This is a genomic window from Okeania sp. SIO2C2 (assembly GCF_010692625.1).
Taxonomy (GTDB): Bacteria; Cyanobacteriota; Cyanobacteriia; order Cyanobacteriales; family Microcoleaceae; genus Okeania; species Okeania hirsuta.
This window is the reverse complement of the sequence record NZ_JAAHGM010000096.1, coordinates 1-19,163: the sequence shown is the minus strand read 5'-3', so window position 1 is coordinate 19,163 and position 19,163 is coordinate 1. Positions and strand designations below refer to the sequence as shown.

Sequence of the window (19,163 nt, the reverse complement as noted above, 5' to 3'; positions counted from 1 at the left end):
GTCGGTTTCAAATCCACTCTTGCTAGCCATCGATATATTGTAGAACGTCCCACTTTATAGATTCTGGAGGCCGATAAAATACTTCCTCCCTGTTCAATATAATCAATGACTCTTGTTCGTAAATCTAGACTATAAGACATTTTTTAAAATGATTTATTCTGGTTTATATTTGACTCTTTATACTGTACCACTCTTATTCATAATAACTATAGTAGTCAATAGTCAGTAGAAATGAGAATAGGGTCGATGGGAATTCTCACCCCACTAACCCCATTGATATTCTCTGTAAGGTAATGTATTCAACCAATAAGGGAAAAGATAATAATCTTTTTTTCTGTTTTTACACCTAGTTAGTAAAAAAGATGTAACATATTATACTATCTTCTCTATTAATTATCGGTTGTAAAGTTGAGTAATTTGTAGTAAGCGATCGCTCAATTCTTGACTCAAAAGCTCTGAAGTGGTATAGCGCCAGCGCCAGTTACCAGGAGTAACACTAGGGTCATTCATGCGAGCGCCGTTATCTAAGGAAAGAACATCTTGGAGAGGGAATATTGCCATATCAGCAACGGAAGCAGAAGCTAAACGCATGAGCGACCAACTGATTTCATGGATATCGCTATCACTAGCATAACCCAAATATTTAGCAACGTGCTGTCTTACTTCCTGAGGAGCTTGTAACCACCAACCGACAGTAGTATCGTTATCGTGAGTACCCGTATAGACTATGCAGTTGTTAATATAACTATGAGGTAAGTAGGGATGATCTGCCTCACCGCCAAAAGCAAACAATAATATTCGCATTCCCGGGAATTCAAAGCGATCGCGCATTGCTTCTACTTCTGGAGTAATAATTCCCAAGTCTTCTGCCAAGATCGGTAGAGTTCCTAGAGCTTCCTGCAATTTGGAAAATAATTTGTATCCTGGTGCTTTTACCCATTCGCCATTAATAGCATTATCTTCCCCTGCGGGTACTCGCCAGAAAGCTTCAAAACCACGGAAATGATCCACGCGCACAACATCCACATATTGTAAAGTTGCTCTAAATCTTTCGATCCACCAAGCAAAGTTAGTATTGATTAAATTTTCCCAGTTATAGACAGGATTTCCCCATAACTGCCCAGTTGCACTAAAATAGTCTGGTGGTACTCCTGCTTTCCATGCGGGTTCTAAAGTTTCTGGGTTGAGGTCAAAGTTTTCTGGATGACTCCAAACCTCTGCGCTATGATGACAGACATAAATCGAAACGTCACCAATAATTTTGATATTTTTCCCGTGGCAGTATCTGCGGACTTTTGTCCATTGTTCAAAAAACTGAAATTGCAAGAACTTATGATATTCAATACTATCGTGTAATAGACTTGTTGCTATTTTTACTGCACCTGGTTCTCGACGAGCTAAACCTGGTTCCCATTGATTCCATGTTTTATCTGGATTGGCCTCATGCAAAGCCATAAATAAAGCATAGTCATCCAACCAATATGATTGCTGTTGGGAAAAAATTTCGTATTCTGGTGGAATAGCTTGTTTGAAGCGGTCGTAAGCTTGCTGGAAATATTTACCTTTGTGGGGAATAACTTCTGCAAAGTTGACTCTGGCGTATGCTGGGTCTTCTTCTGAAGGTAGAGGTATGAGTTCATCAGGATTTAATAGTCCTTTCTCTGCCAATATATCCAGACTAATTAACAGAGGATTTCCCGCAAAGGCGCTGAAATTCATGGTATAGGGCGAATGTTCATAACCTGTTGGGCCTAGAGGTAATACTTGCCAGATTTTTTGTCCACTTCTGGCCAGAAAATCAATAAACTCATAAGCTGATTTGCCTAGATCCCCGATGCCGAATCTACTGGGTAAACTGGTAGGGTGTAGTATGATGCCACTTGCACGTTCAAAAGTCATAGTATTTATAAATTCAAAATTCAAAATTCAAAAGTCAAAAGTCAAAAGTCAGATTAATTAATAGTTTCTACATAATAATTTCTGTAACTTTCAGCTTTGTAAGATATTACCAGATACCAAATTTCAAATTACCATTTATTGCGCTAAATTTATACAATCAGATTCCTACTTTGCCTAAAGTTATAGACTCTAAGATTGTGGACGATTATCATCAAAGCGTGATTAACTACCTTAAATATTCAATATATGATTTAATTTATAATTTTCATATAGATACATTAATACTCCTAGATTTTTTGTTGCCTAAAATCCCAAGCTTTATACTTCATAAAATCAATCAGTAGTATATAAAACCAATTTGAGTTCTATATAATTATGGTAGTCAAGTCTTTTTGCGCATCAATTTTGAGGAAAAATCTGCTCTGAAGTGTTGAATTTTTTGTATTATTTCTCCCCACATCTTCCCTTTTCCCTCTTCCCTCTTCCCTCTTCCCTCTTCCCGAAAAATTGTGGTTTAAAGCCTCCCCTTTTAAGGGGATAATAAAAAAAAATTTCATTATTAGTCAATCCTCTTCTTTTGAAGGAGAGGTAATTATTCATTATTCATTATTCATTATTCATTATTCATTATTCATTATTCATTATTCATTATTCATTATTCATTATTCATTATTCATTATTCATTATTCATTATTCATTATTCATTATTCATTATTCATTATTCATTATTCATTATTCATTGTTGAACTCCTGTCTCCTGTCTCCTGACTCAAGGCTAAAAAAACGCGCATATTTATGAAGATACGATCAGGGGTTCTATAAAGTTAATTTTTTTGAATTTTTTAATTATTTTTATCGAAAATTAACCGGATTTTAACCAAGTTTTAACTACTTAATTTTCAGAAAATATTTGCTGGAAATTATTAATATTTAATTAGATAATATTAGGTTAAATACTTATAGTATTTTTGAAGGTCGGCAATGGGTAATTGGTAATTTGTACCCTTCTCAAACAGCTTCATTATCTGAACATGAGATTAATCAGTGAAAGTGGTAGTATATCAAATAAAAATCATTAGGAATATGGTCCATGAGTTTGAAGTTGTATTTTATCCGACATGGAGAAACTACATACAGTAAAACAGGCGGTTACTGTGGAATTTTAGACCCAGAATTGACTCCAGAAGGGTTAGAAATGGCAGAACAATTTGCTAAAACTCATCGCTCATTAAATTGGACTGCTGCCTATGTTAGCCCGATGAAAAGAACAATTGCTACTGCAAAACCTTTGTGTGATGCAGTAGGAACGGATAGGATTGACTCAAAGGAAAATTTTTCTTTTTATCCCCTTAAAATAGGAGGTTTGAAACCACAATTTTTTGGTAATTGGGAATTAGGAGATAAGTAGGTTTTTTGAATGGTTGAATACCCTTCCACTTAAGCTATCATAAAACAAAATTTTTCTATAAGTAAGGAGGCTTAAGAATCTAACTTTAAGTTGATTTTTTATCTTCTTTATTCTGTCTTTATTAGTATAGCATTCGAAGCAAAGATTAGGATAGATTAAAAGCTTAAAACTCAGACAAAGCCAGATTTTTCCTGATGACTTCTGATCAAAAAGTAGGTATTTACTTAAACATAGAGAATAGGTGACAAGGAACCTTTTTAATTATAACTAATTCTGGCGTTGCTGATTCTGGGTATGATTTGATAATTTTGTATTTGGGATTTTTTATTTTGGATGGTTTGAACTACTTGTTAATATTAACTTTTCCCAGATCCGGTGTTCCCAGATCCGGTGTTCCCTATAAACCTACTTTCATACCTTAATTCAGCAATGCCCTAATTCTAAGTTTTCCAGGAAAAATATAGATAAACTAATTAACTTTTGCGAGGGAATATCGTTACTTGTATACTATTACGAAAAAGTATAATTAAGAAATGTAAATAATTACTAATGATGAAAATTTTAGTTTTAAACGCAGGTTCTAGTTCCCAAAAAAGTTGCTTGTATGAAATTACTGGGGAAAAGTTACCAGAAAATCCACCAAAACCAATTTGGGAAGCAGCAATTGACTGGACTGCTAATGATGATTATGGTTTGATGGAAATTGCAGCAAATGGAGTGGAAAAAGAGGTAAAACTTAACCCAGAAAAACGCCTAGAAAGCATTGCTAAAATGTTAGAAACTCTTAGCCAAGGAGAAACTAAAGTTATAGAAAAACTATCCGATATAGATGTAGTTGGTCATCGAGTAGTTCATGGCGGTTCAGATTATTCAGAGGCAACATTTATTACAGATAAAGTTAAGGCAACAATCAAAAATCTTATCCCTTTAGCACCTACTCATAATCCCAATCATTTAGAAGGAATTGAAGCTATTGAAAAAACATTAGGAAATGTGGCTCAAATCGCAGTATTCGATACAGCATTTCACAGTAAAATGCCAAAAAAAACTGCTGTTTATCCAATTCCTTATGAATGGTTTGAAAAAGGAATTAGGCGCTATGGATTTCATGGAACAAGTCATAAATATTGTGTTCAAAAAACAGCAAAAATATTAGGAAAACCACCAGAATCTTTGCGGATAATTACTTGTCATTTAGGTAATGGAGCTTCTTTAGCAGCAGTTCGTAATGGAATTAGTATTAATACTACTATGGGATTTACTCCATTAGAAGGATTAATGATGGGAACTCGTAGTGGCTCAATTGACCCGGCAATTCTCATTTATTTAATGCGAGAACATGGTCTCGATGCAGAAAAACTCAATACAATTCTCAACAAAGAATCAGGGTTAAAAGGAATATCTGGAAAATCTGGAGATATGCGTTATATAACCACAGCGATGCAAGAAGGAGATGAACCTGCCCAATTAGCATTCGATATTTATATTCATCAACTTTGTTGTTGTATTGGAAAAATGCTCGCTTCTCTTGGTGGTATAGACGTTTTAGTATTTACTGCTGGAATAGGAGAAAATTCAGCAATTGTCAGAGAAAAAACTTGTGAAAATTTTGAATTTTTAGGGTTAAAAATAGACCGGGAAAAAAATATTAAACCAGGGATGGATACCGATATTTCTACTTCAGATTCAAAAGTACGAGTATTGGTAGTACATACAGAAGAAGATTGGGCGATCGCTTGTGAATGTTGGCAGAAAATGAACTAAGCTTAGGTGATATTTGGACTAAAAATTTGATAAATAGTTATACCAATTCTATAGCAGAAGAAAGAGGGAAGAAGGAAGAAGGAAAAATCTTCCGTTGTCTGAGTTTTAAGCTTTTGATATGTCCTAACCTTTCCTTCGACTTTTATATGTGAGGTTACTGGCGTGACACACCTTAAATGGTGTATTAGAAAAAAATGGTCAAACCTTGCCATAAACAGAATTATAGGAAAAAATCTAATCCACAGTTTTAGCTGTGTCATGCCACTATACAGAATTAGGTGGCGCGGTGGTAGGTCTTAGGTGTTAGACATTATACCAATTTTATGTGAAGTGGCACAGAATTATGAAATTTATTAACTTGTCTATCTCAATCTATAATCAACTCTGATTAATATATTATTCTATAGCAATGTACACTGGCATATTTACAAATTGCAGGAATTGTCCAATAGCTAAAAGTCTTATATTATCAGATTTTTATTCCCCCTTCCGGAGCTGTTGCCTTCCGGAGCTGTTGCCTGTTGCCTGCGCACAGCGCTATATACAGCTTAGAAATGAATTTTGAGTTATTAGCCATTACCTAATTTTTGACTTTTAACTTTTGACTTAGTAAATTAAAGTACATCAGTACATTGACATACTCTCCGGCGGTCAGGCACGGAGATTCTCCTGAAACTAGGATTCTTGGGTAAAATTACAGTTATGGACAATGAAGACCTCAATCAACTCAATATTCAGCCAATGGAAGAAAGTCCTTTAGATCATTTAGGAGAAGAACCCCCAAAACCAGATCCGGAGGAAATGTTACCATTGCTAACTTCCTCAGAACCCTCCCAAAGGATGATTGCAGCGCGAGCTTTCTGTGAACTCCAGGAAAAACGGGCTATTATTCCATTAATTAAATTATTAGAGGATGATTGTCCATTAATACGAGTGAGTGCTGCTTATGCTTTGGGCCGTAATCCTAGCCCAGATGCAGTAGAACCTCTAATTACACAATTGAATAAGGACTTCAACGGCTATGTCCGTAAAGGAGTGGTTTGGGCCTTGGGAAATTGTCGCGATCGCCGTGCTTTGGAGCCTTTGGTTGATGTCCTCAGAACAGATATTTCTGCCGTGCGTCTATGGGCAGCAAGTTCCCTTGGTCAGATGGCCAAAGTTAGTTATGAAGTGGTAGTAGGAGCAATACCACCATTAATTGAAGGTTTGCGACGAGACTCAATGCCAGCAGTTAGAAGTAATTGTGCATGGGCCATTGGTCAATTATGTCGAGAATTACCTTCTAATGTGGTCTATGCAGGTGGCATTGATGCCTTAATTGAAGCATTAGAAGAGGAGCAAGATATGGGAGTGCGGGAAGATGCTAAATCATCTTTGTTACGAGTAGGAGACCCCAGGGGTCTGCAAGTTATTGAAGATTTAGCAATGGAAGGATTATAATATCGTTTCTCAAAAACTTTTCAACGATTATCTTGAGTAAGGGAGTGGGGGAGTGGGGGAGAATTAAACATCAGAATAATTAACATTAACGCAGGTTCAAATTAGCAAAAAAGTTATTGGGACTTTTTCGATGACTAATAACTGAAGTGTTACTTATTCAATACTACGAAGGAGTATCCTTAATGTCAAAGCATAAAGTTTCTTATCAATTTCTCACTCCCCAAAGTTTTCTAGAACGTAGTGTCGCAGCATTTCATCAGAAAGATGTCATAGTTTACCGTCAACAACGGTGGACTTATGCTCAGTTTGCCGCTAGAGTTAATCAACTAGCAAACGCTTTAAAAAACTGGGGGTTACAAAAAGGCGATCGCGTAGCTTTCCTTTGCCCCAATATTCCACCTATGCTAGAAGCACATTTTGGCGTTCCCCTAGCAGGAGGACTTTTAGTCGCTATCAATATTCGATTAGCTGCTAAAGATATTTGCTATATCCTGAATAACTGTGGAGCGCGTCTATTATTTGTCGATACAGAATTATCTCACCTGGTAGCATCAGTGCGGGATGAGTTGGAAAGTGTAGAAGAAATAATTAATATAGTAGACAGTCAAATAGAAGCAAAAGGAGAAAAATTACCAGGAACAGATTATGAAACTTTTTTAACTACAGGCAGCTCAGACCCTATATCATCCTCCCTTACAGACGAAAACGAACCAATTTCGATCAACTATACCAGTGGCACCAGTGGTCAACCCAAAGGAGTGGTATATACTCATCGTGGTGCTTATCTCAATGCTTTGGGCGAAGCATTAGAACTAGGGATGAATAATAATAGTATCTATTTGTGGACGTTACCCATGTTTCACTGCAATGGTTGGTGTTTTACCTGGGGAGTCATTGCTGTGGGTGGTACTCATATTTGTATGCGGAAATTTTTCCCCAATACTGTAGTCTCGTTAATTATGGATGAGAGAGTAACTCACTTCTGTGGTTCTCCTACAATATTAATTGCTCTTGCTAACGACCGCGCCATCAAAAAATTACAACTTTCTCATACTCTTCGAGTTGCCACTGCAGGAGCGCCACCTTCTCCCACTATTATTCAGACAATGGAAGAGTTGGGAGTTGATATTACTCATGTTTATGGTTTAACAGAAACCTACGGACCCCATAGTGTTTGTGAATGGCAAGCACCTTGGGATGATTTACCAATGGCAGAAAGGGCCAAGTTGAAAGCTAGACAGGGAGTACCTTATATTCATGCTACTCAAATGCGGGTAGTAGATAAGGATATGCAGGATATACCTGCTGATGGGGAAACTATGGGAGAAGTTGTCATGCGTGGCAATAATGTCATGCAGGGATATTTTAACGATTCAGAGGCGACTGAGTTGGCGTTTCGCGGTGGTTGGTTTCATAGTGGAGATTTGGCAGTGATGTATCCTGATGGTTATATGGAATTACGCGATCGCGCTAAGGATATTATTATTAGTAGTGGTACGAATATTTCGACTATTGAGGTGGAGAGAGTTATTTATAAACATCCAGCAGTTTTGGAAGTGGCGGTTATTGCTATCCCGGATCAGAAACGAGGTGAGGTGCCGAAAGCGTTTGTGACTTTGAAAGCGGATAAAAGTGTGACAGAAGCAGAAATTATTGATTTTTGTCGCCAGAATTTGGCACAGTTTAAGGTACCGAAAGCGGTTGAGTTTATAGAGTTGCCAAAGACTGCTACAGGTAAAGTGCAGAAATATTTATTGCGGGAGAAAGAGTGGGTTGGTTATGAAAAAAGGATTCACTGAGACAACTTATTTTGGCGTTGGTAAATTAGGGTATGATATTAATCTTAATTATTTAGGAGTCAGGAGTCAGTCCTCAGGAGTCAGAAGGAAAGAAAGAAGAAGAAAGAGTAGTAGAGGGAGAAAGTTTTTTGTTTGCGCTCTTATCCGGACAAGACATCATACCTCAAATCACCAACGCCCTTATTTTCAGCATCTGTTGAAAAAGATATAGACTTTTAACTTCCGCGTAGGGAACAGGGAATAGGGAACAGGGAACAGGGAATAGATTTTTACACCAAAGTTTGTAAGTGACTGTTACAATTCTAGTGCAGGATGGCGGAAATAACTGACCAGTTACAAAATCCTAAAACAATTACAAATGAAAAATGATTGACTTTTGACTTTTGACTTTTAACTTCCGCGTAGCGGCACTAGCTTATGTTAATATCCCCTACTCCTCTACTCCCCTGCTCCCCTACTCCCAACAACTCTAATAACTATTCAATCGGACATGATATTACTCCTGACTCCTGACTTCTGTACGTCGCCAATCCGACGGAACCCCTACCTGACTCCTCCGTCCCCGCATTTGCATCTGTTGACGAAACTGCTCTCGTTGTTCTTCAGTTAAAATATTCGCCATTTGCTCGCGGGATGAATGCATAATTTCGCGCATCTGAGTTTTTTGCTCTTCAGAGAGATTTAACTGTTTCATTGCTCTGTGGGGGCGTTGACCTTGTGAAGTTAAAGTTTGAAACTGTTGCTGCTGTTCGGGAGTCAGAATATTTTGCATTTGAGCTTTGCTTTGCGCTCGAATTTCCTCCCACTGAGTTTTTTGTTCAGGAGTTAGATTCAAATTTTTAGGATGGGCATCAACTTTTACAGGATTAGCAAATAGAATAGTGGCAACGATGCCAAGTAATAATAGAGAGAAAGATTGACGTTTCATTAGATTTATTTACAACTCCATGTATGAGGTGTTTACTGTCTTAATCCTACAGGCGATCGCTCATAAACAACTAGAGCTGAAAGTCCTAATTTCATCTAGGACTTTCGTCCTAAAATTATGCATATTTTCCCAAAAATAACTAAACACCCAATCCGTTTTTTACTCTACTTAGAATGGATTTTGCTGATTATTATTGCCATAAGTGAAACTTTGAAATTTCCTCTCTATGGTGGTCGGCGGAGAATAGGAGATATTCACACAGCAGAAGTCTCCAATTCACTCTCTATCAATCTTTTTCTCCTGCTAGTATTTAGCCTGATGGGACTATTTTTACCTATCAATAAATCCCGCTCAAATAAAATAATTTATACTGCTGTAGAAATTGGTTTAATTATTTTAATGTCATTCCTGAGTAATTTGCGTCTCTCTCCAATATTATGTATAATTTTGGTCATTCGAGATTGTTTTATCTTTGAAAGAAAACAAAATTTAATTATTAATATATTTGTTTTTTCTTTATTTACATTTATCCAAATCCAAAAATTACACAAACTGACAAGATTACCATTATTTGCTAGAGAAAGATTTATCTTAGTTTTATTAAGTTCAATAATTTTATTTGGATTAGTAATAGTTTTCTTGCAATTATTAGTAAAAGCAATAATGTCAGAACGAAAAAGTCGAGAACAATTATCTCTGCTCCCGACTTCCTATTCCCTTATACCAATTCCCATGCATTAATGCTATAGTCCCGATGGGACTTCAGTTATTAAGTAATAATAATGCTTCAGCAATGCTTGCATACGATTATCGGCATTAAACCAAAATATCTTATGTCTTTTAACCCTACTCCCTACTCTCAATGAGATGTAGCAATAATGCGTGATAAATGGTATTAGATAAAATTAGTAGAAACTATGATTAAAGTATTATTAGTCGATGATGAAAATTTAATCCGGCGTGGATTAAAAGCTTTATTAAAGTTAGAAAATTATTTACAAATAATAGGAGAAGCTGAAGATGGAGAAATGGCAATAAATCAAATAGAAAATCTACAACCAGATGTAATTTTAATGGATGTACGAATGCCAATAATGGATGGAGTAGCAGCAACTAAAGAAATTTGTCAGCGTTTCCCAGAAGTAAAAATATTAATATTAACTACATTTGATGACGATCAATATGTCACTCAAGCATTGAAATATGGAGCAGCAGGATATTTACTAAAAGACACACCTTCAGAAGAATTAGGTCAGGCAATTCAAGCTGTATTTAAAGGTTATACACAACTAGGACCTGGTATAGGTAAAAAAGCTATTTATCAAATGGCAATTCCTGTTAGTAACCTTCCTCAAAATTGGCAATAATTAACACCAAGAGAACAAGAAATTTTAAAGTTATATCATGTCCGCTGGTATCGTTCGTGTAAACCCAAAGGTGAATATCTACAGGAAATTTAAGTTTTTTTCTTGCTTTTAAGTATTCTTGCCTGTTCCCTGTTCCCAGTTAAGTGTTCCCTGCCCTTGCTATACAATACCGATGCTACCGGACATGATATTAATTGCTTCTGGTGCAAAGAACCGAGAAATAGCCAAAACTCTCTATATTTCTGAGAAGACTGTAAAAAATCATATTACTAATATTCTCAGGAGGTTAAATTTACGCGATCGCACTCAAGCTGCTATTTTTGCCCATTCAATTTTATCTGGACAGGGAGTAGGGAATAGCGAGTAGGAAGTAGGGGCAAATGCCCGTTTGCTGATGCATAGCTGACGCTAACCCCTGTACAGGATGGAAGAAGAAAATGTTCCATCTCAACGCCATTACCAAATCTTTCTCGACCTCCCCATCTCCCCATCCCTCCATCTCCCCATCTCCCCATCTCCCCATCTCCCCATCTCCATTTGACTGGGAATCAAAATCAAAGACCAATAAGGAACATCAACCTGCTTAACCTCAGTAATGTCAACAATTCGCTGATTTGATTGAGTCGCCCTTTCAATATAAAGTGCCCTATGCAATAACCCTAAACGATTGATAACCCTACGGACTTTGGTAAAATGCCTCCCTAATTTAATGATAACCGCCGCATCAACAACAGCAAGACGATCGCTCAAAGTAGTTTCATCCAAAGTAGCAGGGATAATACTCAACACATCATTGCCATAAGTAATTGGGACCCCCAGCATAGCAGCACTTGCCATTGTAGAAGAAATTCCCGGTACAATTTCAGTAGGAAACTGTCTCGAAAGTCGCTGAAAAAGATACATAAATGAACCATAAAGCATTGGTTCCCCTTCACATAACACCGCCACATCTGTCCCTACTTTTAGGTGTTCGGCAATCTTGGTGGCAGCTATATCATAATAGGGATGTGGCGATCGCTTAACATCAAACGGTAAAGACATAGAAATTTCTATCTGGTCGGGACCAATAAAGTCCGAGACGATCGCCCGTGCTAAAGCTTTACCATTTTCAGAAATAGGGTAAGCAATTACTGGAACAGTAGTCAAAATGCGGTGTGCTTTCAAGGTCAACAACTCTGGGTCGCCAGGTCCAATGCCTAATCCATACAGTCGTCCTAATTCTGTCATAGCTCGCTCTCCTTTGCCAAAGCATTCACTGCCGAAGCAGCGATCGCACTCCCTCCACGTCTTCCATGGAGAGTAATAAATGGAATTCCTCGACTATTTGCTGCCAGTTCAGCTTTTGATTCCGCTGCACCCACAAATCCCACAGGAAAACCTAAAATTACAGCAGGTTTTGCCATACCCTCATCCAGCATTTCTAGTAAGTGAAACAGTGCTGTTGGTGCATTACCAATGGCGATCACAGAATTATTGCTCAGAGATTTCCATAATTCTATTGCTGTTGCAGAGCGAGTATTGTTAATTCGTCGAGCCATTTTAGGTACTTCTGGATGATTAAGAGTACAAATAACTTCATTATTAGCTGGCAACCGATGACGGATAATTCCATTAGCTACCATTTGAGAATCACACAGAATTGACGCACCATTAATTAATGCGGCACGTCCTACTTGCACTGCATCTTCTGAAGCAACTAAGTCTTCTACAATATTTGTCATACCGCAGGCATGAATCAATCTAACTGCAACATGAGCTAAATCCTGAGGAAATCTTTCTAGGTTAACTTCGGAGCGAATCATAGCAAAAGATTTGCGGTAAATTTCTTCGCCGTTGCGAATATAATCAATCATTTTGGGGAAATTCGGTAATTGGTAATTGGTAATAGTTCAAATAAATTCATTGCTTTATGAAATAACAGTTTGGCAGAACTTGATTTCAAAATCTTATACCAGTTTGATAAATATTTGCTACAAATAGGTAGGCTATTTTTTAGGATTCAACCCACCCCTAACCCCTCCTGGGAGGGAAAGTTAGGAGTCAGGATAAATGGCTTAGATATCATTTTTTAGGTTGAAACTTATCTTTTTAATCAAAGGGACATCTCCTGCATGTGTCTTTTAATTATCCAAATTATTCGTAACATTCTTTTTTTTTCTTTATATGGTATTAACCATAACTGACCATCTGAAAATAGTATTATATTTAGTTAGGATAATTACCGATCGATAAAATGTCAAGTATTTTCCACCGAGGAGAAAGAGACCGGATATATTTCATTTTCTTCTTCATTGCCTACTGTTTTTTCATTAGACTTTAGAATGATTTCAAAGATAGCTCCTTGCGGTTGGTTGCTTATAACACAAATTTTGTCTCCATGGGCCTCAACAACCATTTTGCAAAAGGCTAAACCCAATCCTATTTGGGAAACACCAGACATCATAGTTCCAACCTCGTATTTCTCAAAAATCTTTTGTTGCAATTGTTCTGGAACGCCCGGACCGGAGTCGATCACCTGAATTCTGCAATCTCCAGAATTGAGCAATTCTAAACTCACGATAATTTTACTCTTATGTGGAGAAAACTTAATAGCATTTGAGATCAGGTTATCCAAAACTCTATGATACAGAGTGACATCAATAGTAACTTTTTTACAGATAGCTTCTGGGAGTTGACTAACTAGGGACTGATTTTTTTGTTCGGCGACCGCTTCAAAGTTTGAAATAGCAGACTCGATCAAACTACATAGTTTTACCTGTGTGCGGTTGAGACGAATTTGACCAGATTCCAGTAAAGCCATATTTAATAAATCATCAATTAATACTTGTAATGTTTGTGCTGACGAATAAACTTGATTTAGTTTAATATTTTGCTGATCTTGAGGATAATTAGGATTTTTCAAGAGTTCTAAACCAAACAAAATAATAGTCAAAGGATTTCGTAAATCGTGAACGACCATTTTTACCATATCTTCTCGTAATTTGAGCATAGTTTGTAAGTTATCATACTGGTGCTTAATTCGTAGCATGGAGCTAACTCTCGCCCTCAGCTCAATGGTATTAACGGGTTTACTGATAAAATCGTCAGCGCCAGCATTTAGACAATTTGCCAAATCTGACTTTGCGCTTAATGCCGTGACCATAATAATGGGAACAGCTTGCCATGCTGACATAGCTTTAATTTGCCGACAAACTTCAAGACCATCAATTCCCGGCATCATTACATCAAGTAAAATCAGGTCTGGGTTGTAGGTTTCTAGGTTGGCGATCCCCTCTTCACCACTGGCAGCATAATACAACTCATAGTCTTGGTCGCTCAAAAGAGCTTCAATCACATCAAAATTATTAGGCTCATCATCAATCACTAAAATAGAAGGTAAATGCATTTATTTTGTGTTTAAAAGTTTTTGAATTGTGGTTGCCAATTGTTTTAGTTTAACAGGTTTGCTCAAGTAATCACTAGCTCCAGCCGCCAGACAACGTTCTCGATCGCCCACCATCGCTAGAGCAGTCAGTGCCACTATCGGCACATCGACCAAGTTAGGAATACTACGAATCTGCTCTATGGCCTGGAGGCCATCTATCTTTGGCATTGAAATGTCCATCAGAATCAGATCGGGGTTTTCCGACCGAGCGAGGGTAATTGCTTCCTCTCCATTCCTAGCCAGCAGAATTCGATAGCCTTTAGCTCTCAGATAGCTTGAAACTGTACTAATATTTACTTTGTTATCTTCTGCCAGCATAATTAATGGTGATATTTGCTCTTGAGGCTGAGTTAGTTCAATGCTAGGTTCAGGCTGCACTTCCAATTCGTTGGAGGTGTCTATTGTCAAAGTGTAAGGAAGGTCGATGGTGAAGCAACTACCAACCCCTATCTCACTGGTGACACCCACTTGCCCGCCGTGATGCTCAACAATACGTTTCACTAAAGCAAGCCCTAAACCTGTCCCTTGGTAGTGCCGATTCAAGGAACTATCAATTTGGACAAAAGGCTGAAATAATTTTTTAAGGTTTTCTGGAGCAATGCCAATGCCAGTGTCAATAACAGCAATTCGTAGGAATTTTTTGAATTTGTTGGCCTTTGAGTCGAACTGCTGGCGATTGACCTGGACTTCCAAGGAAATACATCCCCCATCTGAGGTAAATTTGACAGCATTATTGAGTAGGTTGATTAAAACTTGGCGGATGCGTCGTTCATCCACGAATAACTCAGGCAGGTTTTGGGGCAGTTTCATTTCTAGTTGAATGCGTTTCTTTTCGGCAAGTTGTTTGATGAAGGCCAGACTAGATTGGCACAGAGAAGAAACTGTAGTGAGTGTAAAGTTTAGCTCTAACTGACCCGATTCAATTTTGGCGAGATCCAGAATGTCGTTAATGAGCTCTAACAGATGCCTTCCACTACTCTCAACAGTTTGTATAGCTTTCATTTGTTGCTCATTAATACTGCCAAATATCTCCTCTTGTAGCCCCTCTGTGATGCCGAGGATTGCGTTTAGGGGAGTGCGCAGTTCGTGGCTCATGTTGGCTAGAAATTGGTTCTTAGTCCTGTTTGCGGTTTCGGCAGTTTGTTTTGCTTGCTCTAATGAAAAGACTTTTAGGGCGACTTGTTGTTCTAAGTTTTGAGTCAGCCTTCTTAATTGCATATGAGTATTAACTCTGGCAAGGACTTCTTGTTCTTGAAATGGCTTAGTAATATAATCTACTGCTCCTAGCTCAAAACCTTTAATTTTGTTTTTTGTATCTGCTAAAGCTGTGATAAAAATTATGGGGATATTGGAAGTGGTATGATGGGATTTGAGTTTTTTACAGATTTCAAAGCCATCTATGTCAGGCATTGTGATGTCTAATAAAATTAAATCTGGTAATTTCCGCTCTAGTTGTTTGAACGCTCGTTTTCCGTTGGTGGCGATCGCCACATCATACCCTACTACACTGAGTGTTTCTGAGAGGACATCTAAATTTTCTGGTATATCATCAATGATTAAAATGAGTCCTATTTGTTTTGCTAATTCTTTATTCATGACTTGTGAGAGTTTAGAGACTGTTTAGAATTAATGTGCTTTTGAATTAATATCTCAATTTCTTCGGTTTGAAATTGCTTTGCCAGTTGTGAGATTTTCTGGGTAAAGGGCAGATAGCAATCGCTCTTTTGCCCAATTTTTTCAGCCGTTTTTGCTAGCTTGAACAGTAAACCATCCTAGGCCAACTCAAATAGAATTTGTAAATCCTCTAATGGCGGTGCAATTATTTCGAGAGTATCATCTTGAGTGATAGTAGAAGTTGAGACTGACTTAATTGTTTCATATTTCCAAGTCACTTGTAGATAGTTAGTAAGTAGAGTGAATATCTGCTTCATAAAACCGATATAAAACGTCTCTCTTGGTGCGCTACCAGGTGCGTCTTGCGCCAACGCGGGGTCGCACCGCATAATTAGTGACATTTTAATGTTTACTTCCTGCTTTCCTACGGAATGCTACGCAAACCACCGGAACTGTCGGCAGCACTCCGTCCACAGGCATCAACGGTCAAGCCGACCGCATTTCTTAAGTTAATTGAGGCATTCAAGTCTCGGTCAATTGATAGACCGCATTCTGGGTCGTTGTAACTTAGCTAGTTTGTTTTGTGCTTTTTTGTAAGGCAAAACACTCTTGAAGACTTCACCAGTACTTAGTGTCGCTAATGTTTTAATGCCTAAATCTACACCTACAACTTCTGTAGTTTTTGAAGTTGCAGTCGGAGTAAATTCATAACTACAGCTAAGATACCAATCACCAGCTTGTCTGCTGATAGTTATTTTCTGAGTAGTTACTTCAATAGATTCATAAGTTTTAACAATACCAAGGAAAGGTAATTTGTGACTCCATCCATTTAATTCTATTGGCTTTCCACAATTATCAATTGTGTTTGCGTTTGCGTAGCATCCCGTAGGGAAGCATTCCGAAGGAAAAGAATCTGATCTGCCTTTTTTCTTAAACCTTGGGCGTTTACCCAATCCTTGTTTGCGTTTGCGTAGCATCCCGTAGGGAAGCATTCCGCAGGAAAAGAACCTCTTAAATGCTTCACCCAAGTTGATGTTTGCGTTTGCGTAGCATCCCGTAGGGAAGCATTCCGAAGGAAAAGCATACTGATAAACTTTAGATGAGAGGTTTTTCATCCAGGGATAGAGGGGTTTGGTGTGATTAGTAAAAACCTCTCTGAGTTTACGTTTGCGCAGCATTCCGAAGGAAGGGTTGGGCTTATAACCATCTCTGTAAGCAGCATTCCATAAACTTAAACCCCAGTTGTAGCACCATCTACTATAACCTGCGTGTTGTGCAAAGAGCGTTTTTTGTTTATTATTTAATTTGAGTTTAGTTCTGATGGATTTCATGGAGATTGATCCCAGCCTGTCTAATGGTATGCTTAAATATGTATTATATCGTTATTCGTTGATTAAGTCAATGCTCCTCGGTATTTACAGGTTTGGGTAAAAAATCATCATCTCCTGCATCTAGGCGTTGGTGAATATAGAATGCTATAGAATAAAAATGCTTCAGTATTCCATTTCCTGACTACTATACTACTTAAAATTTAAGACTGTGCCAATTCCTATCTAGAGGATTACACGTTCACCAACGCCTACAATTGGTTGGGGTTATAAGACACGAAGTGGCAAGTCCTTGACTATCCCCATCCACTTCTTCCTTCTTCAATCTGGTTTTTGATTCAACCATTCATTAATTTCCTGAGCTAATCGCGTGCTATCTTTTGGGTTCATCGCTTGATCGAGTTGATATTTATCTATTTGAGATTGAATTGTCACTTGATAACCAGATTCAAACTTAGATGATAATACTTGTAAAATATCTTTAGTATTTCCCTGGCATTTCCCGTAAATAAAATTAAATAAATGTCGTTCTACCTGAAAACTATTACGGTCAATATAAATATATTTTTTTTCTCCAAAGAGTATGTATATTCCTACAAAAATCATGATAAAAAATAATATTCCATAAATTGGATTAGTTAGCAGTAAACCAAAAAATATACAAAGCGCTCCACCAATAATTCCAGAATTTTTTAGTTCTCTTAAACTAGGTGCATGAGTATAGATTTCTATCATATCTGGAGATTTATTAATGGTAATAATAATGCTTAAGTTTAGAGGATTTTTTTTAGGTGTAACTAACGGTTTAAGTTTTGCTTTTGATTCGAGAGATATCAAAGCTTCACGGGCATTTTTAAAGCGTTTTTCTAAATCCATTTCTGTAATTTTATTAATCCAAGTGGCGAAGCTAGGATTAATATCAACCTTGTCAGTAAATTGAATCTGATAATTTTTTTGCGGTAAATCTACAGGGGAAGTTCCAGTTAGTAAATGAATTAAAGTAGCTCCTAAAGCATATAAGTCTGAAGCTGGCACTGCTCTACCCCAAAATTGTTCTAGGGGAGCATAACCGCTAGTTCCAATAATAGTAAAAGTTACTCCCTGAGCATTACCTTGAGATTGTACTGCGCCAAAATCTACTAAATAAATTTGTTGGTCTGCACCCATAATTAAGTTACTGGGTTTAATATCTCGATGCAAAACTGGAGGCTCTAGTTCGTGGAGGTAAATTAGGATTTCTAATACTTCTTTGGCAATTTTATTTACATCTTCTTCTGTGAATTTTTTCTTTCTATCTAATAATTCTTGGAGGGAAAAACCGGGAATATAATCTTGCACCAATGCAAACCAAGGTAAACTTTGACTGACTTGTTTTTCTAGGGAAAAATAATCGCGATAACGAGGGATTTGGGAATGATTTAAAGTTTGTAAAATTTTAGCTTCTGTCTCAAATAAATTTAATTCTTGCCCTAATATTTCGGAGCTATAAGCTAACATTTTTAGGGTTACTTGTTCTTGTAGTTGGGAGTCAAATGCTAGCCAAGTTTGACGACCTGCTACAGGATGCCCTAGTTGTTTTTGTAGTTGGTAACGTTGTTTTAAGATTTGTCCTGGAGTTAACATAATAAGTTAAAAGTTGATAGTAATCTCAATACTATCTAGTTATAATAGCGTAAGTGGTATGACACGCCTAAGTAGTTCATTATTGTAGTAGACTGACACATATTCAATGGTGCAATAAGTGTAGGTTGGGTTGAGGGAAGTTAGCGGACTTATCCGTTAGCGTTTGCGTAGCATTCCGCAGGAAAGCTTATCCGCAGGATAAGGATAAACCCAACAAAAATCTTTCTCCCCTCCGACTCTCCGACCCTACTCCCTAATGCACAGTTTTAGCTGAAACAGTCCACTACTGGACCGACACACTGGTGCTATTGGACAATAGTTAAATGAATTATCAATACTGAGTAATCAGGCGATCGCTACCTTGTCAGTTTGCTCTCTAGACTATTGGACAATAGTTAAATGAATTATCAATACTGAGTAATCAGGCGATCGCTACCTTGTTAGTTTGCTCTCTAGACTATTGGACAATAGTTAAATGAATTATCAATACTGAGTAATCAGGCGATCGCTACCTTGTTAGTTTGCTCTCTAGACTATTGGACAATAGTTAAATGAATTATCAATACTGA

At 37.5% G+C, this 19,163-nt stretch carries 17 protein-coding genes and 1 pseudogene; 8 read left to right on the top strand and 10 right to left on the bottom strand.

The window, feature by feature from the left end:
* On the bottom strand, positions 1–140 hold a 140-nt coding region (locus F6K18_RS33840), incomplete at its 3' end, for an IS630 transposase-related protein (RefSeq protein ID WP_287527459.1).
* Positions 141–393: 253 nt separating this feature from the next.
* Positions 394–1,899 carry a 4-alpha-glucanotransferase gene (malQ, locus tag F6K18_RS33835; RefSeq protein ID WP_287527451.1) on the bottom strand — a complete coding sequence of 502 codons (1,506 nt, stop codon included), beginning with the start codon at positions 1,897–1,899 and terminating at the stop codon, positions 394–396.
* A 1,090-nt stretch (positions 1,900–2,989) separates the two neighbouring features.
* Here malQ and F6K18_RS33830 point away from each other — a divergent pair.
* The 5 genes from F6K18_RS33830 to F6K18_RS33810 all read left to right on the top strand — a co-directional run bounded on the left by F6K18_RS33830 (position 2,990) and on the right by F6K18_RS33810 (position 8,521).
* The gene (locus F6K18_RS33830) at positions 2,990–3,307 is read left to right on the top strand and encodes a histidine phosphatase family protein (protein ID WP_353735258.1); all 318 of its coding nucleotides are present in this window, start codon (positions 2,990–2,992) and stop codon (positions 3,305–3,307) included.
* 552 nt (positions 3,308–3,859) lie between these two features.
* Positions 3,860–5,071: an acetate kinase gene (locus tag F6K18_RS33825; RefSeq protein WP_287527456.1), complete on the top strand. Its 1,212-nt coding sequence runs from the start codon at positions 3,860–3,862 to the stop codon at positions 5,069–5,071.
* A gap of 702 nt (positions 5,072–5,773) precedes the next feature.
* Positions 5,774–6,511: a HEAT repeat domain-containing protein gene (locus tag F6K18_RS33820; RefSeq protein ID WP_287527453.1), complete on the top strand. Its 738-nt coding sequence runs from the start codon at positions 5,774–5,776 to the stop codon at positions 6,509–6,511.
* A gap of 182 nt (positions 6,512–6,693) precedes the next feature.
* Entirely contained in the window at positions 6,694–8,310 is a 1,617-nt protein-coding gene (locus tag F6K18_RS33815) for an acyl--CoA ligase family protein (RefSeq protein ID WP_287527449.1), read from the top strand.
* Positions 8,291–8,521 (top strand): hypothetical protein, encoded by a 231-nt coding sequence (locus tag F6K18_RS33810; RefSeq protein ID WP_287527446.1) that lies wholly within the window; start codon positions 8,291–8,293, stop codon positions 8,519–8,521. Before F6K18_RS33815 ends, F6K18_RS33810 begins: the two co-directional genes overlap by 20 nt.
* Positions 8,522–8,806: 285 nt before the next feature.
* Here the strand turns inward: F6K18_RS33810 and F6K18_RS33805 are convergent, their stop codons facing one another.
* A complete protein-coding gene (locus F6K18_RS33805) occupies positions 8,807–9,238 on the bottom strand; it encodes a Spy/CpxP family protein refolding chaperone (RefSeq protein WP_287527443.1) in 432 nt (143 codons plus the stop codon).
* Between the two features lie 180 nt (positions 9,239–9,418).
* Here F6K18_RS33805 and F6K18_RS33800 point away from each other — a divergent pair, with 180 nt between their 5' ends.
* From F6K18_RS33800 to F6K18_RS33790, 3 genes and pseudogenes are all read left to right on the top strand, one after another.
* Entirely contained in the window at positions 9,419–9,979 is a 561-nt protein-coding gene (locus F6K18_RS33800; protein WP_287527441.1) for a hypothetical protein, read from the top strand.
* A gap of 176 nt (positions 9,980–10,155) precedes the next feature.
* Positions 10,156–10,605, top strand: coding sequence for a response regulator transcription factor (locus F6K18_RS33795; RefSeq protein ID WP_353735257.1), 450 nt, complete (start codon positions 10,156–10,158; stop codon positions 10,603–10,605).
* A 190-nt stretch (positions 10,606–10,795) separates the two neighbouring features.
* A pseudogene (locus F6K18_RS33790) lies at positions 10,796–10,972 on the top strand (response regulator transcription factor); the annotation flags it as partial.
* 89 nt (positions 10,973–11,061) lie between these two features.
* On the opposite strand, the gene cobI reads toward F6K18_RS33790, so the two are convergent.
* The 7 genes from cobI to F6K18_RS33755 all read right to left on the bottom strand — a co-directional run bounded on the left by cobI (position 11,062) and on the right by F6K18_RS33755 (position 18,594).
* A complete protein-coding gene (gene cobI, locus F6K18_RS33785) occupies positions 11,062–11,832 on the bottom strand; it encodes a precorrin-2 C(20)-methyltransferase (RefSeq protein WP_287527438.1) in 771 nt (256 codons plus the stop codon).
* The gene (locus F6K18_RS33780; RefSeq protein ID WP_287527436.1) at positions 11,829–12,458 is read right to left on the bottom strand and encodes a precorrin-8X methylmutase; all 630 of its coding nucleotides are present in this window, start codon (positions 12,456–12,458) and stop codon (positions 11,829–11,831) included. The genes cobI and F6K18_RS33780 overlap by 4 nt, the downstream gene beginning before the upstream one ends.
* Before the next feature lie 383 nt (positions 12,459–12,841).
* On the bottom strand, positions 12,842–13,990 hold the full coding sequence (locus tag F6K18_RS33775) for a hybrid sensor histidine kinase/response regulator (RefSeq protein ID WP_287527434.1): 1,149 nt from the start codon (positions 13,988–13,990) through the stop codon (positions 12,842–12,844).
* Positions 13,991–15,625, bottom strand: coding sequence for a response regulator (locus tag F6K18_RS33770; RefSeq protein WP_287527431.1), 1,635 nt, complete (start codon positions 15,623–15,625; stop codon positions 13,991–13,993).
* A gap of 176 nt (positions 15,626–15,801) precedes the next feature.
* Positions 15,802–16,044 carry a hypothetical protein gene (locus F6K18_RS33765; RefSeq protein ID WP_287527429.1) on the bottom strand — a complete coding sequence of 81 codons (243 nt, stop codon included), beginning with the start codon at positions 16,042–16,044 and terminating at the stop codon, positions 15,802–15,804.
* Positions 16,045–16,176: 132 nt separating this feature from the next.
* Positions 16,177–16,974, bottom strand: coding sequence for a transposase (locus tag F6K18_RS33760; RefSeq protein ID WP_287527426.1), 798 nt, complete (start codon positions 16,972–16,974; stop codon positions 16,177–16,179).
* Positions 16,975–17,292: 318 nt separating this feature from the next.
* Positions 17,293–18,594 carry a serine/threonine-protein kinase gene (locus F6K18_RS33755; protein ID WP_287527423.1) on the bottom strand — a complete coding sequence of 434 codons (1,302 nt, stop codon included), beginning with the start codon at positions 18,592–18,594 and terminating at the stop codon, positions 17,293–17,295.
* Between the last annotated feature and the right edge of the window lie 569 nt (positions 18,595–19,163).